The following is a 24,769-nucleotide window of genomic DNA, read 5'->3' as shown; positions in this document are numbered from 1 at the left end:
CAAGACGCCTCACTACGAGATGGATTAGAGACAGCACATGTCGATCAGCATCAGGAATAGAAAATGACTGCTTCTTCCGTGAAAATGCCTACCCTTTTCATTCCGCATGGGGGCGGCCCATGCTTTTTCATGGACTGGACACTCATGGGCGGCCCCGCCGATACGTGGGACAAGACAGCCGAATGGCTGAAAAGCATACCTTCCAGTCTTCCCGAGAAACCGAAAGCGCTCCTGGTCGTGTCGGCACATTGGGAAGAGCAGGAGTTCACCGTCTCAACGGCTGCGGCGCCAGACATGATCTTCGACTATTCCGGCTTCCCGCCTCACACATATGAACTGAACTATCCGGCCCCCGGCGCCCCGGACCTCGCGGAGCGCGTACGCGATCTCATGGTCGAACAGGGCTTTGATGCGCCTCTGGATAGCCCGAGAGGGTATGACCACGGCGTTTTCATTCCCTTATTGGTCGCATTTCCTGACGCAGATATTCCAATACTGACCCTGTCGCTCACGAGCGACCTCTCACCGGAGAAGCATCAGAAGATCGGAAAGGCACTGGGCTGTCTGAGAGAAGAAGGTGTTCTCATCATTGGCAGTGGCATGAGCTATCATAATATGCGGGCGTTCCGGTCTCCCATGGCCACAGCCCCTTCAGCGGAATTTGATACGTGGCTGACAGCTGCGATCGAAACGACTGATCTGGACGAGCGCTGGTCGAAGCTCAACAATTGGTCGGAAGCACCACAGGGCCGGAACTCGCATCCTCGCGAAGAGCACCTGATCCCACTAATGGTCGCAGCCGGCGCGGGTCACGACGAGGCAGGCCGCAAGGTCTTTTCCGACAATGTCATGAATGCAACCGTGTCGGCTTTCCAGTTCGGCTAGCGACCTGCTTCGCTGAGCATCTCAGCATCTTCAACAGTCTCAGTGCGGTCGCCATAATTTCGCGCGATGATGGCACATACAATCAACTGCATCTGGTGGAATATCATCAGAGGCAGGATGATTACGCCGACTTGTGCCGGGGCAAACAATGCCGCAGCCATGGGCACACCACTGGCGAGACTCTTCTTCGACCCACACATGACCAGCGTGATCTCGTCAGTCTTGGCCAAACCAGCCACTTGTGCCGTCTTGCGCGTGAGGAACAGAACGACCGACAGGACGAGGGCGCTCAAAAGCAGTATGGTGGCAATGTCCAATCCAGACACGCGCTGCCAGATCCCATCAACAACCGCCGCGCTGAAAGCTGTATATACGACAAGCAGGATCGCACCCCGGTCGAGCTTGGAGAGGATGGCCTTGTTCCGGTCAATCCAGCGCCCGATGAGTGGCCGACTAAAGTGGCCGATCAGGAAAGGGGCCAGCAAGGTGAGGATGATTGATTGCATCACCTCGAGCAGATCACCTCCGCCAGACTGGAGCTCGGATCGCATCAAGAGGCCCGCCAGCAGCGGCGTTATGAAGACGCCCAGCATATTGGACAGCGAGGCCGTGCAAACAGCCGCTGCAACATTCCCTCTCGCCATGGACGTGAAAGCAATCGATGACTGGACCGTAGAGGGTAAGATGGTGAGAAACAGGAAGCCCATCTTGACGGTGGGGCTCACCATTGAACTCGGCAGCATGCTCACCAGAAGGCCGAGCGCCGGAAACAGAACAAAGGTGCTCATCAGCACAAGCGAGTGGAGCCTCCAGGCACCAATTCCTCCGAGGAGGGCCTCACGTGATAGCTTGGTGCCATGCAAGAAAAACAAAAGGAAGATCGCGACTTTTGTGAGCCACTCGAATCCGATGGCGATATTTCCCCGGCACGGGAGAATGCTGGCCGTGATAACCACAGACAACAGGATCAGCGCGTAAGGGTCCGGCTTGAGCCATTTCGGCCATGAAATCCCTGGATGGGCCATCATTTTAGACGGCAGGTCGGGTTCGCGGTCAGACGACATATCAAACTCCATGAGAGAAACGAAACGGCAGTCAGAGTCCCATTGCCGGAATCACTCAGCGAGCTGTCCGTACTCAATATCGGCGTCGCCAACCGATTCATCGACCGAAGCGGGCAACTCATCAGGGTATGGTGGCTTCATGAAGAGGACGAGCATGAAAACGCCTGCTGACAGAACCGAAAGCAACAGGAAGATCAGGGAGAAGCTTCCCGAGACGTCCCGGATCACGCCGCCAATCAACGGACCGAGCGCCGAGATTGCGCCAGTGACACACATGGCCGAGAACAGTTCGAGATTGTACTTGCGGCCAAAATAATTGAGCAGCAATACGGTGCAGGCTAGCTGGGTCGTGCCGAAACCAATGCCCGTTCCCACCGCATAGAACAGCAGCATCACATGGTCAGCCGTCAGAGCGAGCACCGCGCAGCCAATCATGGTCGCACACAGCGCAAAGCTCACCAGATGCTTGGGATCGAAGATATCTCCCAAGACCCCCGAAAACCCGCGGATCAAGACGGCTATCAGTGCTTCAATGCTCAACATGCCGCCGGCCACGGTTTCGGGCACCCCACGCTCAATCAAATGGCCGACGGACAGGCTCGTCACAGTCACCAGGCACATCATGTTCAGGCAGTAGGCGGCAGCGAGAATCTTGAACTGCGACGTTCGCATCGCGACCTTGGTCGTCCAGTCGACGGAGGTCCGATAGATATTGCGACCTCTGCGTGGGGGGGCAGTTTCGACCTGATCCGGCATGATGGTGGGAGCCACGGGTTCGGCCTCCGGCGCGATCAACTCGTCGCGGGCAGGTCTCGAAAACCTTCGTTCCAGACCGATGATGATTACGCACAAGACCGTCGCGGCTAGAATGGCGAGGGCTTGGTATTCCCAGTAATTCCGCCATGTCTGCCCCTGCAGGGCCAGAACACCGAGGACCATCAAAGGGCCGACCACAGTGCCCATCCCGCTGATCGTCGCCGCCACACCCAGCGCCGTCGATTGCCGCTGGAACAGACGACTAACGAGGAAGGTAGTCGGGATAGACGCCATCATGGGATATGCGAGACCGCAGATCGCCGCCGCGATATAATATTGAGGCAGGCTGTTGACCCCATGCAGAAGGTACAACCCCAGGCTGGCAAGAAGCCCGCCGATCAAAACGGTGTTCCGGACGCCCAGGCGGCGAATAAGCAAGGGCGGCACCGAAGACGCCACCCCGGTGACTGCGCCGAGCACTGTGAACCCGAACCCGGCCTGTGCCCAGTTCCACTCCAGATCCATCACCATGAATGGGAGCACGACCCCAAGAGAAGAATATGTCGCCGCAGCCAGCAGGAGCTCCAGAGAGCTCATTGCCACCAATTGGCTGCCTGCCTTGAAAGGAACTCTGGTACTCATGATTCAGGATACTCCGGCAGATGAAAATGGGTTCTCGCCATAGACATCGGAACCGCTCAGCGTTTTTTTGTTTTCCGTTTCAGGCGCTCTGCCACAAAGAGACAGCGCCGTCAGCGCGTAAATCAAGGTGCTCTTGACCATGTCTTCGGGTGTCGGCCTCCAACGGGGAAAGCCAGTCGTCACAGCGGGAATACGGTTCATATTGAACACATTGTGGTCTCGCCACATGCTGGAATAGATAGGATGCGCCAGTTTCAAAGGCTCCCCCAGTGTATCTCGGGTTGCCGCATCCACGGCAGAAACAAGCGGTGCGACCCGGTTTTCATCGGCCGCAAATCCGTGGCGGACCACCACCGGCTCCAGTCCAAACTCACCGATACCCTGCTGCCTTAGATGGCTTTCGAGACTTCTGTGTACCTGCCCGATCTCGACATGCGGCGGCAGGCCAACTTCCAGATACAGGGAGCAAATCTCGGTTCCGGCCCCAAACGCATAGGGGACGCCGCCCCGGACAGATGAAATCTGCGTCTTGGGTTTCGAAACGCCGCCGGATGACGTGTAGATGTTTTCCTGCTCATACGTGCGCCCCCAGTCGAGAACCGACTGAATTGTTTCTCCGAGACGATAGATCGGGTTCGGGTGGTCAGCAGCACGTTCGGGACTCTCCAGAAGCGGCGTGAAAACACCCTCACCAAACAGCTGGATTCGAAACACGGCATAGCCAGAAGCGACCCAGGTCAGGCCGAAATCGCACCCTTCGGCTGCGATGGCGTAATCGGGGGACACGCCGCCGTGATAGAAGGCGTAATGTGTCCCGATCTCCTTGCCCATATACTGGACACCTCGGGCCTCCTCGATCGGCTCAGGGCCGATCTCGCCAGGGGACGCCGTGAGATAGAGTCGCCCTGACAGATCGATGCCACAGGATTTCAGGGCCTTCGCAGCCATGAGGAAGCAAACCATCGGCCCGCGGTCATTGGAAATTGGATAACCGTGAAAGGCTCCATCCTGGAGCCAGCACTGGTTCCATTCCGGATTTGCCAGCGTCTCCGGCCGGAATTTGTGCGCATCGAGATCCGGCTCCCAGGTCGGGCTCTCCGTGTCAAGGTGAGCAGTATAGAGGAGGCTCTTGCCGTCTCCCTTGCCGCCATAGGTCGCAATGACATTGGGCCGCTCCGGCGTCGCGCCAACTTTTCGCGGGGCAAAACCTTCGGTCTCCAGCCAGTCGAACACGAATTGTGCGGCCGAGGCTTCGCTCATCGACGGACTGTCTATATTCCCCAGTGCGAGCGCAGTCTGGGTAAGCTCCTCGATATCAATCGCGGCTTCAAGCGCAACGCGCTCTTCTTCGCTGACCACGTAGTTAACGGGCGGAAGGTTATCGAATGTTTCACTCAAGGCCGGCCCAACTGTTCATGATCTGCTTTCGAATTGCTGCACGCTACCCACTCAAGGGAGCATTTTTGCTTGCAACAAGTCTTGATTGCCGCCGCACGGATTGTTGCAGCAGGCCCGCAACAGAATTGGGCATAGCATACGAGCCTGAGAGGCTGGCTCAGCAGTCTTGTCTCCGCAAATAGCTGCTTTCAATGTGTTGTCAGATAAATGTAAACTGCATTTTGCGGGTGATCCGAATTGGCAAATGCTGTTTTTTCACCATTCCGAAAAACAGCGAGCGCAATTGGCGCTGTCGTGTCCTCAAGATTTTAGCTGACGTGCTGATGCGGACACAGCCTTTCGTTCAGCGCTTTCTCCGGCACATCTTGATGGTGTTGTCGGATGGATTTAGCGAGTTTCTGACGCCAAATATCCCATACAGTCGCCTCGCTCTCTCTTGGCGCTGCGACTCCCAGTATCAAGGCTGGTTCACCTGGTATCTTCGTGAGAATGGTGCCATCAGCCGGCGAAGGAGGCCTTTGACAAAGTCTATTTTTTCCATCATCCCCTGATTGCGCTCAATGATGTCCGCCGGATACGGACTTTCGTAGGCTTTGATACCATAGGTTCGCCGGATCTTTTCGACAGGCTGGTCCCAGACCTTTTCCCACGCAATCGAGATAAGGGCGGGCGACTCGCGGCCATGCACCCAGGCACTGGTAATTGTATCCATCAGGAAGCGATAGGACTTGCCAGGTCCCAGCGCCCCCATCACAGCAGTGATCGAAAGGAATTGGGCCGAGTAATTGTGCCCGAATTGCGCCATCTGAAAGGCTGAGATAGCAATCTCGTGAAGCGCGGTCGTCTGATACCCTGCTGTGATATGCCAGAGATCGTGCGCCTGCAGCATCCTCGTATTGAGGTAATCAAGTGGCGTCGGCAATTTCCCGATCCCAATCTCAGTCCGGTCAAGTACTTCGAGATCAAATTTGTTGTCCACGATGAGATCATGGAACTCAGCGCCTAGCGAGCCCTTCGGACACGCTGCGAGTGTTGAGAGCTTGATAAGGGCCGGCAAGTCCCCCGAGGCCGCTTCTGTAACGCCTTCGAACATGTGGGACATTTCTGCAATGCGGGCGACCGCCGTTTCGTTTGAATGATGTCCGAGCGCCGCCGTGCGTTGCGTGATGGACAAAGCGTCCAGTTCACCGGCCAAGCCATCCTCCACGATGCTCCAGTAGTCGTCCCACAAGTCTTCCGGCGCAAGCTCGGGCGGTCGGTCAAACCCCTCAATCGGGGTCGCTTTGACAACCCGTCCGCACCAGCCTTCTGCAAGCGCATCATAGATTTCGGCCGTACGGTCAGGTGCGAGGAATGCCGTATGGGCAAGCGCGGCGGCAATATCCATACGGTCTTGGGCAGAAGCCTTTCCGCCTGCTTCAGCGCAGCGCGTCGCCAATGCGACCAATTTGTCCCGTGCTACAGGTGCCTCTACGGATGCCTGGAACCGTGCCTTCAATGTGTGGGTGTCCATGGTCTTCACTCGCCTTCCTTCACTTCTTTTGAATTTTAACTGTAACGCCATCAGGCATCAACGCAGACCTGTCTCTGTTCGCCTAATCCGCTAATGCCCAAGGTAACAATGTCGCCTGCCCGGAGGAATCTTTGGGGGCTCTTCGACAGGCCGACGCCCGGCGGTGTCCCTGTCGAAATGATATCCCCAGGTTGCAGGCTCATATATTGGGAAAGATAACTTACGAGGTGAGACACCCCAAAGACCATGGTGGAGGTCGCTCCGCGTTGCATGGCTACCCCGTTGACATCCAGCCACATTTGAAGCGCCTGCGGATCATCCACTTCATCTCGCGTAACAAGCCACGGCCCTATTGGTCCGAACGTGTCCGCGCTCTTGCCCTTCACCCACTGACCGGTACCCTCAAGCTGAAACGCCCGCTCAGACACGTCGTGGATGATGCAATAACCCGCGACGCACTCCAGCGCGTCCTCCTCGGCGATATATTTCGCTTCCTTGCCAATCACCACACCCAGCTCAACTTCCCAATCGGTCTTTTCAGATCGCCGCGGAATCTCCAGCTTGTCGTTCGGGCCGCAGATAGCGCTTGTCGCCTTGAAAAAAATAACCGGTTCTGCGGGAACGTCCGCCCCGGTTTCTTCGGCATGGTCGGCATAATTCAATCCGATACAGATGAATTTCCCGACACCTGCAACGCACGGGCCAATCCTGCTCGCCGGATCCATTTTCGGTAAGCTGGAAATATCCACACGGCGCAATTGCTTTAGGACCTCATCCGCGAGGGCCGGACCATCCCAATCGTCAATAAGGTCGCTGACATCGCGAATGGCTCCATTCGCGTCCAGCACTGCCGGTCTTTCACGTCCAAGCGGACCAACTCTCAAGAGCCTCATATTCTCAACTCCTAATTTGTCCAACCGCCATCAATCGTATGAATAGCCCCGGTGGTAAAAGAGGCCTCGTCGGAAGCGAGATACAGGGCGAGGCTGGATATCTCGCGGGCTGATCCTAGCCGCCCCATCGGCTGACGGGAGACAAACATTTCGCGTGCTGCCTCATAATCGCCTTGCGCCCTCATGCGCTCTTGCAGGGATGGCGTATCAACCGTTCCCGGACAAATCGCATTGCAGCGGATTTTTTTGTCGACATAATCTTTTGCTATGGCCTTGGTCAGTCCTATGACGCCAGCCTTGCTCACCCCATATGCAAAACGGTTCGAAACCCCGGTGACGCTCGAAGCGACCGAACTCATGTTCAGGATGACGCCGCCGCCTCTGCTCACCATATTAGGCAGGACGGCACGGGATAACTCATACATCGAGGTGAGGTTTATCAGGATCGAATGGTCCCAGTCAGCGCGTTCGCATTCCTGGATTGTGCCATGATGAACCCACCCGGCAACATTGAACAGAATGTCGAGGTCCGTGTGCCTCCGACAAATCTCTGCAATTGCGGTCTGGTCGGTCACATCCAGAACTTCCGTTATGATGCCACGTTCAGATGGGAGGCTCGACAAGGCATCCGGGTCAATATCCGTCGCAATGACCGTCGCGCCTTCCCGCGCAAAAGCCTTTGCGGACTCGCGCCCGATGCCAGCTCCCGCAGCTGTCACAAGGGCCGTTTTTCCCTTCAGTCTACCCACATCATACTCCCCTGCGCCCAAAATAGATCCGTTCAGCATTACCACCCCAAATTCCATCCTGATGGCCTGAAAAATAGCGCTCAAACAAGCGCTCGCTTTGTGCCATCCAGCTTTCATATGAAGAGACAAGCGTCAGGACTGGCCAGTCACTTCCCCAAAGAAGTCGATCCGGTCCAAAACAGGCCCCGAGATGGCAGACGACACTACCAATGGTCTCATCATCCGTATACGCTCCCGCCTCTGTCAGCAGACCCGATATCTTGCAGGCTACATTGTTCCGACGCGCCAGATCAGCGATTTCTTCGCGCCAAGTATCGAGTTGACGCGATTCGATCGGTGGCTTTCCGCCATGATTCAGAACGATCTGAAGCCTTGGGTAGCGATCTGCCAGCTTGCTCATCACAGGCACCAGGTCCGGGTGGGCATGCCCATCAAGAACAAGCCCGCCCGCTTCCATAGCCTCAATGGCCGGCTTTAAATCCTGTCTCAAAATCCAGTCCGGATCAGGCAAGTCCGCAATCATGGGCCGCAGACCCACTATGTGAGAATTCTCAGCCAGCCGGGCAACATTTTCACTCGCGGATAGCGCCTCAAAGTCGACCCATCCCACAACCCCCGCAACGCGATTGTCATTGGCAGCGATGGACAGCATGTAATCAGTTTCAGCCGTCGTGGCTGCTGCCTGAACAAGAATGACCCCTGAAACGCCCGCTTTGGCTGCGTCTCCCCAAGCATCATCAATCCCGAAATCCCGATAGATCCCACTTAGGTCCGGTGTCAGCCAGTCATAATCACCACGGGTCATCTTCCAGACGTGCATATGCGCATCAATCTTGCGGCTCATGATGCCACCACCACATCGGGAGAGATCAGGCTTCGCTCCCTCAGTGCGTCCCAAAACTCGGGATCAATCGGCGATTGCGTCCACCTAACCACCTGGCGAACTTGCGCGGCGTTACGGGCGCCGGGTATGACGCATACAACTGCCGGATGGGCATGGCAGAACTGGAGCGCGGCTGCTGGTAAGGACGTATCATATGCCGCGCACAGTTCTCGAAGCTTCTGGACACGCTCAATCGCCCACAGGGGGGCTTCAGCATAGTCATATCGCAACGGCTCATCATCCAATGCTGCGAGCAGACCAGAATTGAATGCCCCACCAATGATGACCTTCACATTGCGGCGATGACATTCATCCAGGAATGGCCCAGATGCCGCATGCTCCAACAAGGTGTAACGACCGGCAATCAGCAAGACATCCAGATCCATATGATCAAGCACTTTCTGACACACTTCTATCTCGTTAACGCCGAGCCCGATCCACTTGGTCTTGCCTTCCGCTTGCAGGGCAGCCATCTCCGGCAGCGCTTCCGTCATGGCCTGGTCGAGCACCTCCTGATGCGCAGCGCCGTGAGTCATTTCACCGATGTCGTGCAACAGAAGTATATCGACAGACCGAACTCCGAGACGTTTCTGGCTGTCAGCAAAGGAGGCGCGTACTCCTTCTGCAGAATAGTTAAACTCTGGAATGAAGGGGGCGGGTGAGGCAAAGCCATTATCTGGAATTGGTTGGGTGCCGGCCGGCCTTAACACGCGTCCAACCTTGGTCGATATCACCGGGTTTGCACCGGAAGCCCGAAGGAATGCGCCGACCCTCTGCTCGCTGAGGCCGTGGCCATAAAATGGCGCAGTATCTATATAGTGCAGTCCGGATTGCAATGCCGCCTGTAGCGCCCCCTTAGCCTCATCATCCGAAATTTCAGTATAGAGATTTCCCAGCCCGGCAGTACCGAGCCCATAATCTGGCATCTCTGGGCCTGCTACCCCTGTCATCCTTTGTCCTCTACTTCAAGGATCTGCACGGCTGTGTCGGCCCATTCGGGGACGGTGATGTGGAGGGTGCCTGCCTCGGCTGACCAGTTGGTGACTGCGCCCTGGAGCTGTCTGACCGACCGGACCTCGCCGACGCCCTCCGGCAGCCGGACCTCCAGTGACACCGCACCCGGCACTCCGAACAGATGCAGGTACAGCGTCGTGTCATTCCGTGTCGCCCCGATGGCAACGCCCGCCACTTCGGTCTCCGGCAGTGCAACCGGCCGGGTATCCTGGATCGCCGGGCCCACCGCCTCAAGCCAGGCGCCGATCGCTTCAAGCCGGGAGGCCTGGCCAGGCGGGATCTGCGTATCCCCGCGCGGACCGACATTCAGTAACACATTGCCGTTGAAGCAGGCAGATCGCGCCAGCATGGCCGCTATGCCATCACGGGTGATATAGTCTTCGTCGGTCTCGTTCCGGTTATACGCAAACGAATGCCCCATGCCCCGCGTCGTCTCCCATTGGAAGGGCAGGATACGGTCGAACATGCCGTATTCCGGCGTGCGCGCATCCCACACCTGCGGCATCGGCGGCAACAGGCCGGTCAGGCCTTCAGGCTTGTCGAACGCCCCCTCGGGCAAGGTCCCGTCCGGCGTGATCCAGCGATCATTGGTCAGTCCCTCTGGAACTGTATTGTAATACTTCGCCAGGATATCAAACGAAGCCTGCGCACTCGGATAGGCGATGTCGTTCCACAGATAGTCCGGCTGGTAGCGCTCGATCAGTTCATCGTAATGCGCATTGGCATAAGCTGTGTAACCTTCCGCCCCGCCCGGCATCGAGACCATGAAATCGGCAAAGCTCTCGATCCGCTTGTGCTTGAACGTCCAGTCCACTCCGCCGGAATAATACACCCCGAACTTCAGCCCTTCAGCCCGCACCGCGTCGGCAAGCTCACCCACCACGTCGCGTGTCGCGTGCCAGCCCGCCTTGTTGGGGTTCTCAACATCGCTCGGCCACAGCACGAAGCCATCATGATGCTTGGTGACCAGCACCACATAGCGTGCGCCGGATTGTTTGAAGAGCTGCGCCCAGGAGACCGGGTCCCACCCCTCCAGCGCCGCATTGAACGCCTCGCCGAACCGCTCATAGGAATAGTCATCCCCATACGTCTCGCGGTGATACGCAGCCGTCGCGCCATCCTCAAACAGCATCGTGTTCTGGTACCATTCCGCGTAAGGTGTGTTCGCAAAGCCCTGCTTTTCATCAGCCGAATCGAGCTGATCAATAGCCGTCTTGTGGGGCGCAAAGGCCGGGATGGAACACGGCCCCCAGTGAATGAAAATGCCGAACTTCGCATCACGGAACCAGTCCGGCGCAGTATGTGCAGCAAGGCTCTCGGCTGTTGGAGCGTAAGCCGCCTTATCACTTATCTGGGAGTTACCGTCTTCCATCATGTTGCCATCTCTTCTGCCCAGACCTTGCCACAGGGAAACTCATGGTCGGCTGCACTTTCCGGCCAGAGGTCGACCGAGTACCCTGGCGCGGATGGTGCGAGATAACGGCCTTCCCTGATTTCGATCGGGTTCTGGAAATGCTGATGAAGGTGGGCGGCGTGTTCAATCACCCTGCCGTCCATCGTGCCTGAAATACAGACATAGTCGATCATGGACAGGTGCTGGACGTATTCACAAAGACCTACCCCGCCCGCATGGGGGCAAACCGGAATCCCAGCCTTGTCCGCCATCAGCATGACCGCGATAACTTCATTCACCCCGGCCAACCGGCAGGAATCGATCTGACAGAAACCTATCGCCTCAGCCTGGAGGAATTGTTTGAACATCACCCTGTTATGTGCGTGCTCACCCGTGGCGAGAAGGATCGGCGCGACTTGCTCGGCGATCGCCTTATGCCCCAGCACATCATCGGGGCTTGTCGGTTCTTCTACCCAGTAAATATCATACGGCGCCATGGCCTTGATGGCCTCGACCGCACTCTCCACATTCCAGACTTGGTTGGCATCGACGCTGAGACGGACATCGGGCCCGAGCGTTTCCCGGAACAGGGCGCACCGCCGCAAATCACCCTCAAGATCGCCACCAACCTTGATCTTGAAGTGACGCCACCCTTCAGCATAAGACTCCTTCAGCCTACGAACGATCTCCTCATTGGAGTATCCGATCCACCCGGCTGACGTTGTATAGGCCGGATAGCCATCCTGAAGTAGTTGTGAAATCCGGACCGCTTTGCTATCTGCCTGCCGCGACAGGCGCTCAAGAGCTTCAGCTTCAGGCAGGTAATCACTGATGTGACGAAAATCGATCGCCGAGACGATACGCTCAGAAGACATGTCACTCACATATCGCCATAAAGGTTTGCCGGCACGCTTGGCCAGCGCGTCCCAGACCGCATTGATCAAGGCTGCTGCGGCAAGGTGAACAACGCCTTTTTCAGGCCCGAGCCAGCGATACTGGCTATCATTGAGTAACAGGCGGGAAACGAGACCAAGATCATCTTCAAACTCATCGAGGGTTCGCCCGATAAGATGTCTGCCAAGTCCCTCAATCGCCGCGACGCAAAGGTCATTGCCTCGCCCAATCGTGAAGGTCAGACCATTGCCGTCTGGATCACCTCCCTTCATCTGTAGCGTGACATAAGCACAGGAATAATCGGGGTCCGGATTCATGGCGTCTGACCCATGGCTGTGCCGGGACGTCGGAAACCGAATATCGCGAGCCTGAATGCCAACAATCATCCCTTGTCCTCTACTTCAAGGATCTGCACGGCTGTGTCGGCCCATTCGGGGACGGTGATGTGGAGGGTGCCTGCCTCGGCTGACCAGTTGGTGACTGCGCCCTGGAGCTGTCTGACCGACCGGACCTCGCCGACGCCCTCCGGCAGCCGGACCTCCAGTGACACCGCACCCGGCACTCCGAACAGATGCAGGTACAGCGTCGTGTCATTCCGTGTCGCCCCGATGGCAACGCCCGCCACTTCGGTCTCCGGCAGTGCAACCGGCCGGGTATCCTGGATCGCCGGGCCCACCGCCTCAAGCCAGGCGCCGATCGCTTCAAGCCGGGAGGCCTGGCCAGGCGGGATCTGCGTATCCCCGCGCGGACCGACATTCAGTAACACATTGCCGTTGAAGCAGGCAGATCGCGCCAGCATGGCCGCTATGCCATCACGGGTGATATAGTCTTCGTCGGTCTCGTTCCGGTTATACGCAAACGAATGCCCCATGCCCCGCGTCGTCTCCCATTGGAAGGGCAGGATACGGTCGAACATGCCGTATTCCGGCGTGCGCGCATCCCACACCTGCGGCATCGGCGGCAACAGGCCGGTCAGGCCTTCAGGCTTGTCGAACGCCCCCTCGGGCAAGGTCCCGTCCGGCGTGATCCAGCGATCATTGGTCAGTCCCTCTGGAACTGTATTGTAATACTTCGCCAGGATATCAAACGAAGCCTGCGCACTCGGATAGGCGATGTCGTTCCACAGATAGTCCGGCTGGTAGCGCTCGATCAGTTCATCGTAATGCGCATTGGCATAAGCTGTGTAACCTTCCGCCCCGCCCGGCATCGAGACCATGAAATCGGCAAAGCTCTCGATCCGCTTGTGCTTGAACGTCCAGTCCACTCCGCCGGAATAATACACCCCGAACTTCAGCCCTTCAGCCCGCACCGCGTCGGCAAGCTCACCCACCACGTCGCGTGTCGCGTGCCAGCCCGCCTTGTTGGGGTTCTCAACATCGCTCGGCCACAGCACGAAGCCATCATGATGCTTGGTGACCAGCACCACATAGCGTGCGCCGGATTGTTTGAAGAGCTGCGCCCAGGAGACCGGGTCCCACCCCTCCAGCGCCGCATTGAACGCCTCGCCGAACCGCTCATAGGAATAGTCATCCCCATACGTCTCGCGATGATATGCAGCCGTCGCGCCATCCTCAAACAGCATCGTGTTCTGGTACCACGCCGCGTAAGGTGTGTTCGCAAAGCCCTGCTTCTCATCAGCCGAATCGAGCTGATCAATAGCCGTCTTGTGGGGCGCAAAGGCCGGGATGGAATACGGCCCCCAGTGAATGAAAATACCGAACTTTGCATCACGGAACCAGTCCGGCGCAGTATGGGCAGCAAGGCTTTCCGAGGTCGGACGATATTGATTTTTCTCAGACATGGGCCCGACCTTGGCGCAGCCGGATTCGGTTGCCCCAACAGCGATCGCTGTTCATCATGGAACTCCTCCCTTTTTCGACCTCTGAATGGGTCGTTCAACTTTACTTATTACGGAAATCTGTTTCATATGCAAGCTAGTTGTTTGTATATGAACAAATCTTGACGCGACGGAATTTAGCGCAAAGCTGATATTCGCTTGCATGCACTGGCAACGCCCACAGTATGAGACAGTACGGAAAAAGGGAGAGGCGCAAAGCGCCCTCTCGCTGAAATAAAATAGAGGAACCTAGAATGGAGCGCAAAGCCTTCATAATCGGGCTCAACCCAGAGAAAATGGCTGAGTACAAGGAACTTCACGCGAATGCGTGGCCCGCCATCCTGAAACAGATAAGCGCCTGTAATATTCGTAACTACAGCATCTTCCTGCGCGAACCCGAACAGCTTCTGGTGGGGGTGTATGAATATCACGGTACCGACCATGACGCCGATATAGCCAAGATGGGGGAAGATCCTGAAACCAGAAAATGGTGGGCTCTGACAGACCCCTGCCAGACACCCCTGGAGTCAGCTTCGCCCGGTGAACGGTGGGCGCCAATGGAAGAAGTATTTCATTACGACTAGGACTTGCTGACCGGTGAGTATCCCAGTGTGGCGGAGATACGCTGGGCTGCTTCTGCAACGAGTCCCGGTGCATCCTGAAGGGAAACCTTCGCGCGCCGGGTCACGACAAACGGGACAGTGAGACTCGCGACGGCACCATGACTAATCGTGGAATCGAAAATCGGGGCACCGATATCGGTCACGCCATCAACCATCCGCGATGGCATACAGGCATACCCTGCTTCCTGAACTTGATGAGCGCTTGCCTGCAAAGATTCCATATCCGAGGGCTGTGCGCCGCCTTCCGCCAGATCTTCGAGCATCTTGGCGCGGTACACAGGTGTAGCAAACGAGAAAAGCACAAGGCCTGAAGCCGACTTCATGATAGAGCGACGGTGCCCCAGCCTGACACTGAAGCCAACATCGTCAGGACTCTCGGTCCGGGCTATCACAACAATCTGGTCAGAACTCACCACAGCCAGTTGAATGGACTGCATCATACGGGAAGCCAGCGCCGACATTTCCGGCAGTGCCGCCTCGTGCAAGTCCATCTTGGGCGGAGAGCGCATCCCGACTTCAAACAACCGGTTTGAGAGTTGGAGCTTCTCCGGATCATCAGTCCGCTCAACATAGCCGCGCGTTTCGAGAACAACCACCATACGATAGATTTCACTGCGGGACCGGCCGAGGGAGCGAGCAATATCAGAAATGGACTGAGGGGTCCTCAGTCCAGCAAGGCACTCCAGAATATCCAACCCCTTTTCCAGGGCAGGTGCTTTGTATGGGGCTTCCGTCATTACGTGTCGCTTATTCCGGCATTGCAAATTGTTTCAGATATGAATGAGAGTGAGGAGGATATTTCATCTGCGACAATTATCCAACGTCCAGTCACACTTGGGTCAGCTCTCGTATTTATGACGCAGTTGACGGGAGTGACTTCAGAATATGTCTGGCAGCGCTTTCGCCAGTGTTCATTGCCGCCGCAATTTCATGCGCCAGATTCACCTGGCTTGATGTTTCCAGCCACCGGCGATGAGGCAGAAACGCGCTCGTAAGGAGCAGAGATGCGACAATATCGGGCCGATAATCCACTTCGCGATCAAATCCGTACGCCGCCGAAACATAGTCAGCGATAACCGATTTCTGCTCTCTATCATACTCAGACCAGGCAAAAGCCAGATCTTTATCCCTGTAAAGAGCACTCCATAAACCCAAGCCCGAATTGGTCCGACTTTTCAATGCTTTGGCGACCGCAAGCGCCTCTTGGCGCACAAAATCAAACACGCTTACTTTTTCCCGGGCGTCAAACGCGCGGCTTCGAAACGAGTCGATACTCAAAGCCGCCAAACTCAGTGCAATATCACCCTTGGCTTTGAAATGCATGAACAGGGTGGTGACATGAACATCTGCTGCATCGGCGATATTCTGCATAGTGGTCGCCCCATAGCCGGTTTCGCTGAACTGCTTCGCAGCAACTTCCAGAATCTTTGCCCTGGTACGCTTGCGACGTTCTGTTCGCCGCGGATATTTGATCTCCGCAATGCGCTGATCCCCTGCGCCCCCGGCAGGTTTTGTTGTTTCAGTTTTGGGGCGTTTTACCATTTCAATTCTCTCCGCCTGGGAACAATGGATCCAGTTTTGTAGGACAAGGGAAAATTACGACGCGGGACGAACTGGATCAAACACGCCGGACGAATCCCGCACATATATCCCCGCATTGCCTCTTTTGTCTTGATATCTGGCAGTCATACCATCTCCTTGCGGTCTCCATACCCCTTCGCCTGTTGGCGGGCGAGCTCATCCAAGGCCGATTGATGGCCGTCACGAGAGACAGGGTAGAAGCTCATGCAGACCAATGCCGCGCTTGTGAATCCCAATGTGGCAACGGCAAAAACTATAGCGAGATTATCGATGGTTGACGCATCGACGGCGCCAGGTTTTGCATTTTGCGGAAAGGCGACAAAGGTGAGGATCAGCCCAGACATCAATATGCCCATGCCGGATACGGTCTTGCTGACGAAGGCTGTCGCAGAGAAAATGAGGCCTTCGGACTTCCGCCCTGTTGATAGCAGTATCTGTTCAGTTACATCGGCCACCATGGAAACGGTCAGAATAGCGGCTGCCACGACCGACATGGCGACGATCATGGAAAAGCAAAACAACAGTGGCACGAGCGCTGGATGACCGTTGGCTGGAAACAGCCCGATCAACCTCAAGGCCACCGGCGTCACAATCGCGACAAGTGTCAGCGCATAGAGCGACAAGGTCGTCCACTTCTTCCCGAATGATTTTGAGAGGGGAAGAACGATTATGAAAGCAAGCACAACACCAAGCAGACCACTGGCGGTCAGGAATGCAATCTTGTTGGCCGACAATTCCCAGAAATAGGTTTGCATGTATATCGTCAGCGCTGCATTCAGGCCGCCGGCCATCGACCCAAAAATACTTCCGATCAAAATCGGTGCGTTTACTCTGTGAAATAATGTTCCCGCCATCTCTTTCGCCGTCTTGATAAGGCTTTGTGGCTCGGGCACAGGCAAGGACGGTAGTGAGGCGATACGGTTATGTGTTCCGATACTGGATACGAAAATGGCAATGCCCATTAGGGGAGCTGCGATCCAAGCGTACTTAATATAGCCGGCTGAATCGAGTATCCCACCCGGAGCCGTAGGCTCATCGGCAAAGATCACACTGAAGATGAAAATCGCCATCAGGATGCCGCCGACAACGCCGAAGAAAAAGCGAAATGCGACGAGCTCGGTGCGCTCGTCATAATCCTGAGTGAACTCCGCCAGCAGAGCAGTCGACGGAATTTCATAGACGCCGATGGCGATGCGCGTGGCGCTCGCGATCAACAAGAGGTACCCGAACAGGACGGGGTCGGAGACGCCGGATGGTGGCAACCAGAGCAGCAAATAGAAAATACTTACGGGAATAACGGACGCGTACATGAAGGGATGCCGCCGTCCCCATTTGCTCCTGAGGCTGTCCGACCACTGACCCACGATCGGGTCGAGTACGGCATCCGCCACCATGGCAATCATGATCGCAGAGCCAACCCAGGCCGCCGGCAGACCTATGACCTGATTGTAGTAGATCATCAGGAGGGCATTGAAGCCATTGTCCTTGATACCAAACGCAATCGTCCCGATCCCGTAGACGAACTTTGTCGTCCACGGGACCTTCGCTTTACTAACGGTCAGAGCCTGCTCCATGCCGCGCACTAGAAATGCAGCTGCAGCTGCACGCCTATCGTGCGTGGTGCCGTCAGGTAGTAGGTTTGCGTCACACCCGCCGGCAACAGGCTTACAGCACCTGTGGAACCATCAAAGCCCTGCTCATCAGCCAGATTCTTCACATAGCCCACGACGCGATACTTGTCCTCTGGACTGGTCCACACGGCAATGAGATCGACTTGCTCATAGGAGGGGGTCTGAGTGTAGGACCGGTTGAATATCCCGTGATACGTCTCATCAAGCCATGAGAAGTTGGCTGACACTGTGAGATCGCCATACACGTCCAACGGAACATCATAACTGGCATTCAGCCCGAATTTGTTGGGCACTGTGCGCGGCAGCATTTGTCCTTCGAGGCTTTGAGGCTGGTTCCCGCTCAAATCGGCTGCACCGACTGGCTTGGCACCAGGCTGCAGGGCGAGTGGATCCGCCACATCGACAAAACAACACGCATCACGGATTTCAGAGTCATTATAAGCGTAACTGAACAGGAAACGCAGGTCATCTGTCGGCGTCCATTGCGCTTCAAGCTCAAGGCCCTGAGCGCGCGATTCCTCGATATTGAAGAAGCGCGTAAGCCTGATTCCATTTTCCTGAACGTCGAGTGGCACCTGCAGCCCATCATAGGAATAGAAATAGGCCGTTGCGTTAAGCTGAAGCCTATCGCCGAAGCCCTTCTTCACACCGACCTCATAGGCATCCAGCAATTCCTCATCGGTCTGCGGATATTGGCTGATCCCACCGGCATTGAATCCACCCGATTTGTAGCCGCGACTGTAACGGAAGAAGTAATTCGTATCGTCCGTTGGCCGCCACTGAACGCCGGCAACGCCGGACAGTGAATTCCACGAATTGTCGAGCTGCCGTCTCGCCAATCCCGTTACGGGGTCAATCGTCACATCGCTGGCAACTCCCTGCGCCGACGCGTACGAAACGCTTGCTGCCGTAAGATCAAGTGCAGGCGTAAGTGACCCGGAACCTCCCAATGAGAAACCGGGGACCACACCATAGCCTATGACCCGCAACATTTCAGAGCCCGACTTGTCATCCATGGAATAACGCAGCCCTCCCGTCAGCGTGACAGTGTCTGTGACATCATAATCCACTTGGCCAAAAAGCGCGTAGGATTCCGTTTTCAGCTCGGAAAGGGCTGTAACATAATCGCCGTCCGGATTTGCAGCTGCAGCCAGCGGTGCCAGAATTTGCGGCTGGGCATTGTTCCCAAAATGCGACTCCTGATGAAAGTCCTCTTCATACGCATAAGCGCCGACAATCCACCAGACATCTCCCTCGCCTGTTGATTGAGCCGTCACTTCGTGGCTCCAGAAAGACCGGTCTTCAATGTAACCGAAAGTGCGCGACGGATAGATAGTTGCCGCACTACAAACGGGACCAATATTCTCAATCAGCCACTGACAATTCGGTCCCCCGGTCAGTACCTCGCCTGCTGCTATGTTCGCTGGGTCGAGGGGATAAGTGTATGAAGTCACGCTGGTGCCATCATCGTCCCTCATCGAGTCGTAATTATAGGTACGATATCCGCCCATATATTTGATATCGATCGTCGGGAGACTCCAGGTCGCAATGGTCGCCAGACCGTAAGCGTCACCCATCTCGGAACGCGTGGGTGTATCCACGCTGAACTTGCGAATATCAGAAGCGCCAGGATTGCTGGTGGCGGCCCCTTCCTGCGTATAGCCCGGCGTCAGGTAGCCGAAAGCAGCCCCCGGCGTCAGGTATCCTGACGGGAACGGGAACATATCATAAGCGCTCGCAAGGTTGGTCGTACGGTTGCGAAACGTCGCGTCAGTTGTATCAGCTTTGAACCAGACTGAGAGCGTATCGGTTACATCCGCATCAAGTTGCAATTCCAGATACGAGCTTTCATTCGCCCCTGCTTCGCTCGGCCCACCGGCAACATTGTCGAAGTAGCCTTCATCCTGATTGCGGTAGGATCCGCCCAGCTTTGCCCGTACGCGCTGGCTCAAAGGTCCGGATATGCTGGCCTCAACCGCCTTTGTATCGAAGTTGCCGACCGTAAATCTCGCATCCGCAGAAAACTCATCCGTCGGTCGCTTGGAAATGACATTGATAGCGCCCCCAATCGAGTTGCGACCGTATAGTGTTCCCTGAGGGCCGCGCAGCACTTCGACGCGCTCAACAAAGAAATCGCTTCTCGATACAGCGGATGTCGAAGAATCATAAATCCCGTCCGAATAGGTCGCAATGCCCGGATCCGAACCATTGGTGTTTGTCTGACGCCCTACGCCTCGAATGAAGACGCGGTCGTCGCCCGCCGAGAAGGCAAGGCTAGGTGTGAACCGGGCAAAATCCGACAGGCTTTCAAACGCAAGTTCCTGGCGGATATCCGCGGTGTAGGCCGTCACCGAGACCGGGACATCATTCAGGTCCTGTTCGCGCTTGACCGCAGTAACTGTCACTTGGTCCAACTTCTTGACCTGGTCTGGCTCATTCTGTTCCTGGGCACTGGCCTGACCACTCGCCACGATGGCGATGGTGCTGGCAGCAGCCAATATAGCTATCTGTTTCATTGTTGTTTCCTCCCAGTAGTCCATTTTCACCCCGAGTCTTTGCCCAGGCATATGGTGAGAGTATATTCGATTAATCTATTTGAATAGAGTTATTATTAAACGCACCCACGCCCCCTTCGGGACCAAGATGGACTCGCCCCCTTCTCACAGGGCTACCGCCATCGAATGGCTGGGAGCTATGCCTTCAAGAGAGGCGATGCCGTGATCTGGATATTGTGGGTGAATGCTGCACAATCTCAGCCCCCGCCTAACAACGATGTCTATTCGGCAGGGATGGGCGCGTTAGTCGTCGCTTGGCTTTCCGACTCCAGTTTGCGGGCGACATCCCCCGGAGAACCGGACCCCCGAGCGATCAGCGCGTAAGCCGTCGGCACGAACAAGACGGTCACCAGAGCCGCCGCGATGACTCCGAACAGGATCAGGATGCCAATTGCAGACCGCGTTTCTGCGCCAGCCCCGCTCGACAGGATCAGTGGGAGAGCCCCGGCAGCCGTGGTCAAACTCGTCATCACAATTGGCCTGAAGCGCGCGAGCGATGCTTCCTTGATGGCCTCATAAAAGGGTCGGCCTTCGTCACGCAACTGGTTCGCGAATTCCACGATCAGGATGCCATTCTTGGCCGCCAGGCCAATCAACATGATCAGACCGATCTGCGTGTAGATGTTCAGGGAGTTTCCGGTCAACCAGATACCAAGCATCCCCCCAGCCAGGGTCGCGGGCACGCACAACATGATGATGATTGGGTGACGATAGCTCTCGAATTGCGCTGCAAGCACGAGGAATACGATCACCAGCCCCGTGATGAATACGAATATGAGGGACTGGCCAGACGTCTTGAAATCGAGGGATTGTCCCTTGAAGTCCAAGGTGGCCTCCTGCGGCAACACTTCGCGGGCCTTGGCCTGCATGGCGTCGAGCACGGTGCCGAGCGACGCGCCCTCCGCAAGCCCCGCCTCAATGGTGATTGCCCGCACCCGGTTGTACCGGTTCAAAGTCGGGCTATCCGCTATCGGACGAATTGTCACCAGATTGGATAATGGGATCAGTTCCCCTGATCGAGCCGACCGCACATAGATATTCTGGATATCATTCGGTGTGTTCTGCTCCGATCTCAGGCCTTCGAGGATGACATCATATTCTTCGCCATCATCAATATATGTGGTCACGCGCCGCGAACCGAGCATGGTCTGAAGAGTCACCCCGATATCGGTCACCGTCACACCGAGATCAGCAGCGCGATCATAGTCCACCTGAATCCGGTATTGCGGCTGGGTCTCCTTATAGTCCCAGTCGATGTCGACAAGGCCTGGATTGTCCTCTTCGAGCGCCGTGATGAATCGATCTCGCCATTCCGTCAGCACTTCATAGGAAGGCCCGCCGAGGACAAATTGCACTGGCTTGCCAGTGCCTCCGCCAAGCCCTTGCCGCATGATGGCAAATGCCCGAATGCCCGGAAGGTCGGACAGCTTGCCATTTACCTCAGCTATGATGTCGTTCGCCGGTCGACGCCTGCCCCAGTCGTCCAGCACGACAACGACGAACCCCTGATTGAAGGAGGAACTGCCAAATCCTGGCGCGCGCAACAAGAGGCGGCTCACCTCACCACTCTCTGTGTACGGAATCAATCGGCGCTCGATTTCGTCCATATAGCGCTCCATGTATTCATAGGACGCCCCTTCAGGCCCGCGAATACTCACGAAGAACGCCCCACGATCTTCGACCGGGACATATTCCTGCTCAATAGTCTGCGACAGGCCGTAAGCCCCTGCAAACAGGCCGAGCAGAATGAGACCCACCACAATTGGCCTCATGATCAGGCGATCCAGCATCCAGCCATAGCCGGCGCGGAGCCGGCCGAATCCCCGGTCGATGGCATTGGGCATGGCCGCGAACAGTCCGGTACTCTTCTCCCGCTTCAGGAGTTTGGAGGCCAGCATGGGTGCGAGCGTCAGGGCTAGGATGCTGGAGAATGCAACGGCAGCGGCCATGGTCAGGGCAAATTCCGTGAACAAGCGCCCGACATCGCCCTGCATGAACGTGATCGGGACAAACACCGCGATCAGCACGAGGGTCGTGGCCACGACCGCAAAGCCAACCTGCCGCGTGCCCCGAAATGCGGCAACGAGCGGCGTCTCGCCTTCTTCCTCGATGCGACGAACAATGTTCTCCAGCACGACAATCGCATCATCCACGACAAGTCCGATTGCGAGAACCAGCGCGAGCAATGTTAGCAAATTGACGGACAACCCCAGTGCGTAAAGCACGATGAAGGTCGCGACAATCGAGATAGGCACCGTCACCGCCGGGATAATGGTCGCCCGAACACTGCCCAGGAACATGAATATCACCAAGGTCACCAGTGCCACCGCAATGGCCAGCGTCATGTAGACTTCGCGAATGGAGGCATCGATGAAGACTGAACTGTCGAAACTTCGCGCAATCACCATGCCTTCGGGAAGCGTCTCGTTCAGCCGGTCGGCAAGTTCGCGTGCTCCGGCTGCAACTTCGACCGTATTGGCCGTCGACTGCTTGATGATACCCAGCCCAACCATTGGAACGCCATTGCCCCGGAACATGTTGCGGTCTTCCACAGTGCCGCGCTCAACCCGCGCCACGTCTCCCAACCGCACCAAATACCCGTCATCCCCCTCGGCGATCACCAGCGCGGAAAATTCCTCTGGCGTCTTGAAGGTGCGGTCAATACGTACGGTGAATGTGCGTTTCTCGGATTCAAGGCTGCCCGCCGGCGCTTCGATGTTCTCGCTGCGCAATGCCCGCTCGATCTCGGCCACTGTGAGGTTACGTGCCGCAAGCGCTCTGCGGTCAATCCAGACCCGGAGCGCATAGTCTCGTGAACCGCCCACCCGCACACGCGCAACACCGTCCAGGGCGGAGAACCGGTCCACCAGATAGCGCTGAGCGTAATCGGACAGTTCAGGCGTCGTCATCGCCTCACTGGCGAGGTTCAGCCAGATAATGACATCATCATTGGAGTCGGCTTTTTCGACTTCTGGCGGGTCAGTATCTTCCGGAAGGTTATCCAGCACACCCGAGATCCGGTCGCGGATATCATTCGCGGCCACATCAATATCCTGATCGATTCCGAACTCCACGCTTATGCGCGAGCGGCCATCGCTCGAATTGGAATCGATGTAGCGAATGCCTTCAACACCGGCGATGCGATCTTCGATGATTTGGGTAATACGTGTCTCTACGACACTCGCAGATGCCCCCGGATAACTCGTATTGATGGAGACAATCGGCGCATCGATATCCGGATATTCTCTCAAGGGCAGGCGGTCAAAAGAGACCATGCCGAAGATCACGAGAATAAGCGCCAGCACCGACGCAAATACGGGGCGCTTGATCGATGTATCCGACAGCAACATAGCTAGCGGCCCGAAGAGGCAGCAGATCCGGCCGTGCCGCCGCTACCATTCTTGCCACTAACCGCCTTGGGAAGCAGCATTGACTGGTCACGGATTTCCACGGCGGCGCCTTCCCGAACACGAATGATGCCCTCGGTGATGACACTCTCGCCCGCTACTAAACCAGAGAGCACCTCGACATGACCCTCTTGGCGAAGCCCGAGCGTCACTTCTTTTCGGCGAGCGACCAGTTGGCCTCCCTCCTCTTCAACCACGAACACAAAGGTGCGAGGCCCAACCGGCTGTATGGCCTCTTCCGGAACCGACAAGGCCTGTCGCGGATCTGCCACCAAGGTGACCTGCACAAACATTCCCGATATCAGAACACGGTCCGGATTGGGCAAGGTTGCACGCACACGAACCGAGCGTGTTACTGGATCGATTGCATTATCAATGGAGGCAACAGTGCCATTGAAGATTTCGCCGGGCAGGTCGTCTGTCCTGGCCTCAATCGCCGTCCCTTTTGCCAAGGTTCGCAGGTAGGTCGATGGCACAGAAAAATCCAGATTCATCTCACTATCATCAATCAGGCGCGCCACGACATCGCCGGGCTGGACATATGACCCCACACTGACCATGCGAAAGCCGAGGACCCCATCAAAGGGCGCAACCAGCACACGATCCCGCTGCCGCGACTGTACCGCGCGCAACTGCGCAGCAGCGCTATCCAGATTACGATTGGCCTGGTCCAGTTCGGACTGGGAAACGGCCTGCTGGTCGGCGAGGCGCGCGAGCCGCTCCTGCTGACGCCGCGCTTCATCGAGCGTCGCTTCAGCTGCCTCAACAAGAGCCGCCTGTTCACGCTGCGCGAGGGAGAGCAAGGTCTTACCCTGCTTCACACGGTCCCCGTCGTCGAAATAAATTGCCCGCACGCGGTCGGCCGCATTCAAGGTCAGGTCGACTTGCTCATTGGGTTCGAGCGTACCCAACGCTTCAATTCTCATCGCGAAGCTGCGCTCCTGCACCGGTTCGACAAATACACTCGCCGGGCCGCCGCCCTGACCATGGGCGGGCAGCACGGAAAGAACCAAAGCGACCAATACGAAAGGCAAGTTTCTCAATAACATAT

19 protein-coding genes are annotated in these 24,769 nt (G+C 56.6%); 2 read left to right on the top strand and 17 right to left on the bottom strand.

Annotation, left to right across the window (positions count from 1 at the left end):
* The first annotated feature begins 63 nt into the window (after positions 1-63).
* Complete coding sequence (locus tag V7660_RS16350; RefSeq protein ID WP_335604119.1) at positions 64-885, top strand: DODA-type extradiol aromatic ring-opening family dioxygenase; 822 nt, start codon at positions 64-66, stop codon at positions 883-885.
* On the opposite strand, the gene V7660_RS16345 is transcribed toward V7660_RS16350, so the two are convergent.
* The 11 genes from V7660_RS16345 to V7660_RS16295 form a co-directional block, all read right to left on the bottom strand.
* The gene (locus tag V7660_RS16345; RefSeq protein ID WP_348211533.1) at positions 882-1,895 is read right to left on the bottom strand and encodes a bile acid:sodium symporter family protein; all 1,014 of its coding nucleotides are present in this window, start codon (positions 1,893-1,895) and stop codon (positions 882-884) included. The two genes, V7660_RS16350 and V7660_RS16345, sit on opposite strands and share 4 nt — an antisense overlap.
* A gap of 105 nt (positions 1,896-2,000) precedes the next feature.
* Positions 2,001-3,347 carry an MFS transporter gene (locus V7660_RS16340; RefSeq protein ID WP_335604117.1) on the bottom strand — a complete coding sequence of 449 codons (1,347 nt, stop codon included), beginning with the start codon at positions 3,345-3,347 and terminating at the stop codon, positions 2,001-2,003.
* A 3-nt stretch (positions 3,348-3,350) separates the two neighbouring features.
* Positions 3,351-4,745, bottom strand: coding sequence for a peptidase M20 (locus V7660_RS16335; RefSeq protein ID WP_335604116.1), 1,395 nt, complete (start codon positions 4,743-4,745; stop codon positions 3,351-3,353).
* 457 nt (positions 4,746-5,202) lie between these two features.
* Positions 5,203-6,258, bottom strand: coding sequence for a Coq4 family protein (locus V7660_RS16330; protein WP_335604115.1), 1,056 nt, complete (start codon positions 6,256-6,258; stop codon positions 5,203-5,205).
* Positions 6,259-6,308: 50 nt separating this feature from the next.
* Positions 6,309-7,151, bottom strand: a complete 843-nt coding sequence (locus V7660_RS16325; RefSeq protein ID WP_442910060.1) for a fumarylacetoacetate hydrolase family protein — start codon at positions 7,149-7,151, stop codon at positions 6,309-6,311.
* Positions 7,152-7,162: 11 nt separating this feature from the next.
* The gene (locus tag V7660_RS16320) at positions 7,163-7,900 is read right to left on the bottom strand and encodes an SDR family oxidoreductase (protein ID WP_335604113.1); all 738 of its coding nucleotides are present in this window, start codon (positions 7,898-7,900) and stop codon (positions 7,163-7,165) included.
* Position 7,901: 1 nt separating this feature from the next.
* The gene (locus V7660_RS16315) at positions 7,902-8,744 is read right to left on the bottom strand and encodes an amidohydrolase family protein (protein ID WP_335604112.1); all 843 of its coding nucleotides are present in this window, start codon (positions 8,742-8,744) and stop codon (positions 7,902-7,904) included.
* Positions 8,741-9,733, bottom strand: a complete 993-nt coding sequence (locus V7660_RS16310; protein ID WP_335604111.1) for an aldo/keto reductase — start codon at positions 9,731-9,733, stop codon at positions 8,741-8,743. The genes V7660_RS16315 and V7660_RS16310 overlap by 4 nt, the downstream gene beginning before the upstream one ends.
* Positions 9,730-11,172, bottom strand: a complete 1,443-nt coding sequence (locus tag V7660_RS16305) for an alpha-L-fucosidase (protein WP_335604110.1) — start codon at positions 11,170-11,172, stop codon at positions 9,730-9,732. The genes V7660_RS16310 and V7660_RS16305 overlap by 4 nt, the downstream gene beginning before the upstream one ends.
* Positions 11,169-12,470: an enolase C-terminal domain-like protein gene (locus V7660_RS16300; RefSeq protein WP_335604109.1), complete on the bottom strand. Its 1,302-nt coding sequence runs from the start codon at positions 12,468-12,470 to the stop codon at positions 11,169-11,171. The genes V7660_RS16305 and V7660_RS16300 overlap by 4 nt, the downstream gene beginning before the upstream one ends.
* Positions 12,467-13,885 (bottom strand): alpha-L-fucosidase, encoded by a 1,419-nt coding sequence (locus tag V7660_RS16295; RefSeq protein WP_335604108.1) that lies wholly within the window; start codon positions 13,883-13,885, stop codon positions 12,467-12,469. The genes V7660_RS16300 and V7660_RS16295 overlap by 4 nt, the downstream gene beginning before the upstream one ends.
* Positions 13,886-14,175: 290 nt before the next feature.
* Here V7660_RS16295 and V7660_RS16290 point away from each other — a divergent pair, with 290 nt between their 5' ends.
* Entirely contained in the window at positions 14,176-14,505 is a 330-nt protein-coding gene (locus tag V7660_RS16290) for an L-rhamnose mutarotase (RefSeq protein WP_335604107.1), read from the top strand.
* Here V7660_RS16290 and V7660_RS16285 read toward each other — a convergent pair.
* The 6 genes from V7660_RS16285 to V7660_RS16260 form a co-directional block, all read right to left on the bottom strand.
* Positions 14,502-15,281: an IclR family transcriptional regulator gene (locus tag V7660_RS16285; protein WP_335604106.1), complete on the bottom strand. Its 780-nt coding sequence runs from the start codon at positions 15,279-15,281 to the stop codon at positions 14,502-14,504. The two genes, V7660_RS16290 and V7660_RS16285, sit on opposite strands and share 4 nt — an antisense overlap.
* Positions 15,282-15,396: 115 nt before the next feature.
* Positions 15,397-16,086, bottom strand: coding sequence for a TetR/AcrR family transcriptional regulator (locus V7660_RS16280; protein ID WP_335604105.1), 690 nt, complete (start codon positions 16,084-16,086; stop codon positions 15,397-15,399).
* Positions 16,087-16,229: 143 nt separating this feature from the next.
* Positions 16,230-17,699: an MFS transporter gene (locus tag V7660_RS16275; protein ID WP_335604104.1), complete on the bottom strand. Its 1,470-nt coding sequence runs from the start codon at positions 17,697-17,699 to the stop codon at positions 16,230-16,232.
* Positions 17,700-17,707: 8 nt separating this feature from the next.
* Positions 17,708-20,272: a TonB-dependent receptor gene (locus tag V7660_RS16270; RefSeq protein ID WP_335604103.1), complete on the bottom strand. Its 2,565-nt coding sequence runs from the start codon at positions 20,270-20,272 to the stop codon at positions 17,708-17,710.
* A gap of 260 nt (positions 20,273-20,532) precedes the next feature.
* A complete protein-coding gene (locus V7660_RS16265; RefSeq protein ID WP_335604102.1) occupies positions 20,533-23,661 on the bottom strand; it encodes an efflux RND transporter permease subunit in 3,129 nt (1,042 codons plus the stop codon).
* A gap of 2 nt (positions 23,662-23,663) precedes the next feature.
* The gene (locus tag V7660_RS16260) at positions 23,664-24,767 is read right to left on the bottom strand and encodes an efflux RND transporter periplasmic adaptor subunit (RefSeq protein WP_335604101.1); all 1,104 of its coding nucleotides are present in this window, start codon (positions 24,765-24,767) and stop codon (positions 23,664-23,666) included.
* Positions 24,768-24,769: the final 2 nt, after the last annotated feature.

This window comes from Hyphomonas sp. (genome assembly GCF_036964145.1).
GTDB lineage: Bacteria > Pseudomonadota > Alphaproteobacteria > Caulobacterales > Hyphomonadaceae > Hyphomonas.
This window is presented reverse-complemented; position numbering and strand designations above follow the sequence as displayed.

Bases quoted from the DNA above. Each gene is read 5' to 3' on its own strand.
- V7660_RS16350 (WP_335604119.1), top strand. From the start codon at position 64: ATGACTGCTTCTTCCGTGAAAATGCCTACCCTTTTCATTCCGCATGGG.
- V7660_RS16340 (WP_335604117.1), bottom strand. From the start codon at position 3,347: ATGAGTACCAGAGTTCCTTTCAAGGCAGGCAGCCAATTGGTGGCAATG.
- V7660_RS16330 (WP_335604115.1), bottom strand. From the start codon at position 6,258: ATGGACACCCACACATTGAAGGCACGGTTCCAGGCATCCGTAGAGGCA.
- V7660_RS16325 (WP_442910060.1), bottom strand. From the start codon at position 7,151: ATGAGGCTCTTGAGAGTTGGTCCGCTTGGACGTGAAAGACCGGCAGTG.
- V7660_RS16315 (WP_335604112.1), bottom strand. From the start codon at position 8,744: ATGAGCCGCAAGATTGATGCGCATATGCACGTCTGGAAGATGACCCGT.
- V7660_RS16310 (WP_335604111.1), bottom strand. From the start codon at position 9,733: ATGACAGGGGTAGCAGGCCCAGAGATGCCAGATTATGGGCTCGGTACT.
- V7660_RS16305 (WP_335604110.1), bottom strand. From the start codon at position 11,172: ATGATGGAAGACGGTAACTCCCAGATAAGTGATAAGGCGGCTTACGCT.
- V7660_RS16300 (WP_335604109.1), bottom strand. From the start codon at position 12,470: ATGATTGTTGGCATTCAGGCTCGCGATATTCGGTTTCCGACGTCCCGG.
- V7660_RS16295 (WP_335604108.1), bottom strand. From the start codon at position 13,885: ATGTCTGAGAAAAATCAATATCGTCCGACCTCGGAAAGCCTTGCTGCC.
- V7660_RS16290 (WP_335604107.1), top strand. From the start codon at position 14,176: ATGGAGCGCAAAGCCTTCATAATCGGGCTCAACCCAGAGAAAATGGCT.
- V7660_RS16285 (WP_335604106.1), bottom strand. From the start codon at position 15,281: ATGACGGAAGCCCCATACAAAGCACCTGCCCTGGAAAAGGGGTTGGAT.
- V7660_RS16280 (WP_335604105.1), bottom strand. From the start codon at position 16,086: ATGGTAAAACGCCCCAAAACTGAAACAACAAAACCTGCCGGGGGCGCA.
- V7660_RS16275 (WP_335604104.1), bottom strand. From the start codon at position 17,699: ATGGAGCAGGCTCTGACCGTTAGTAAAGCGAAGGTCCCGTGGACGACA.
- V7660_RS16270 (WP_335604103.1), bottom strand. From the start codon at position 20,272: ATGAAACAGATAGCTATATTGGCTGCTGCCAGCACCATCGCCATCGTG.
- V7660_RS16265 (WP_335604102.1), bottom strand. From the start codon at position 23,661: ATGTTGCTGTCGGATACATCGATCAAGCGCCCCGTATTTGCGTCGGTG.
- V7660_RS16260 (WP_335604101.1), bottom strand. From the start codon at position 24,767: ATGTTATTGAGAAACTTGCCTTTCGTATTGGTCGCTTTGGTTCTTTCC.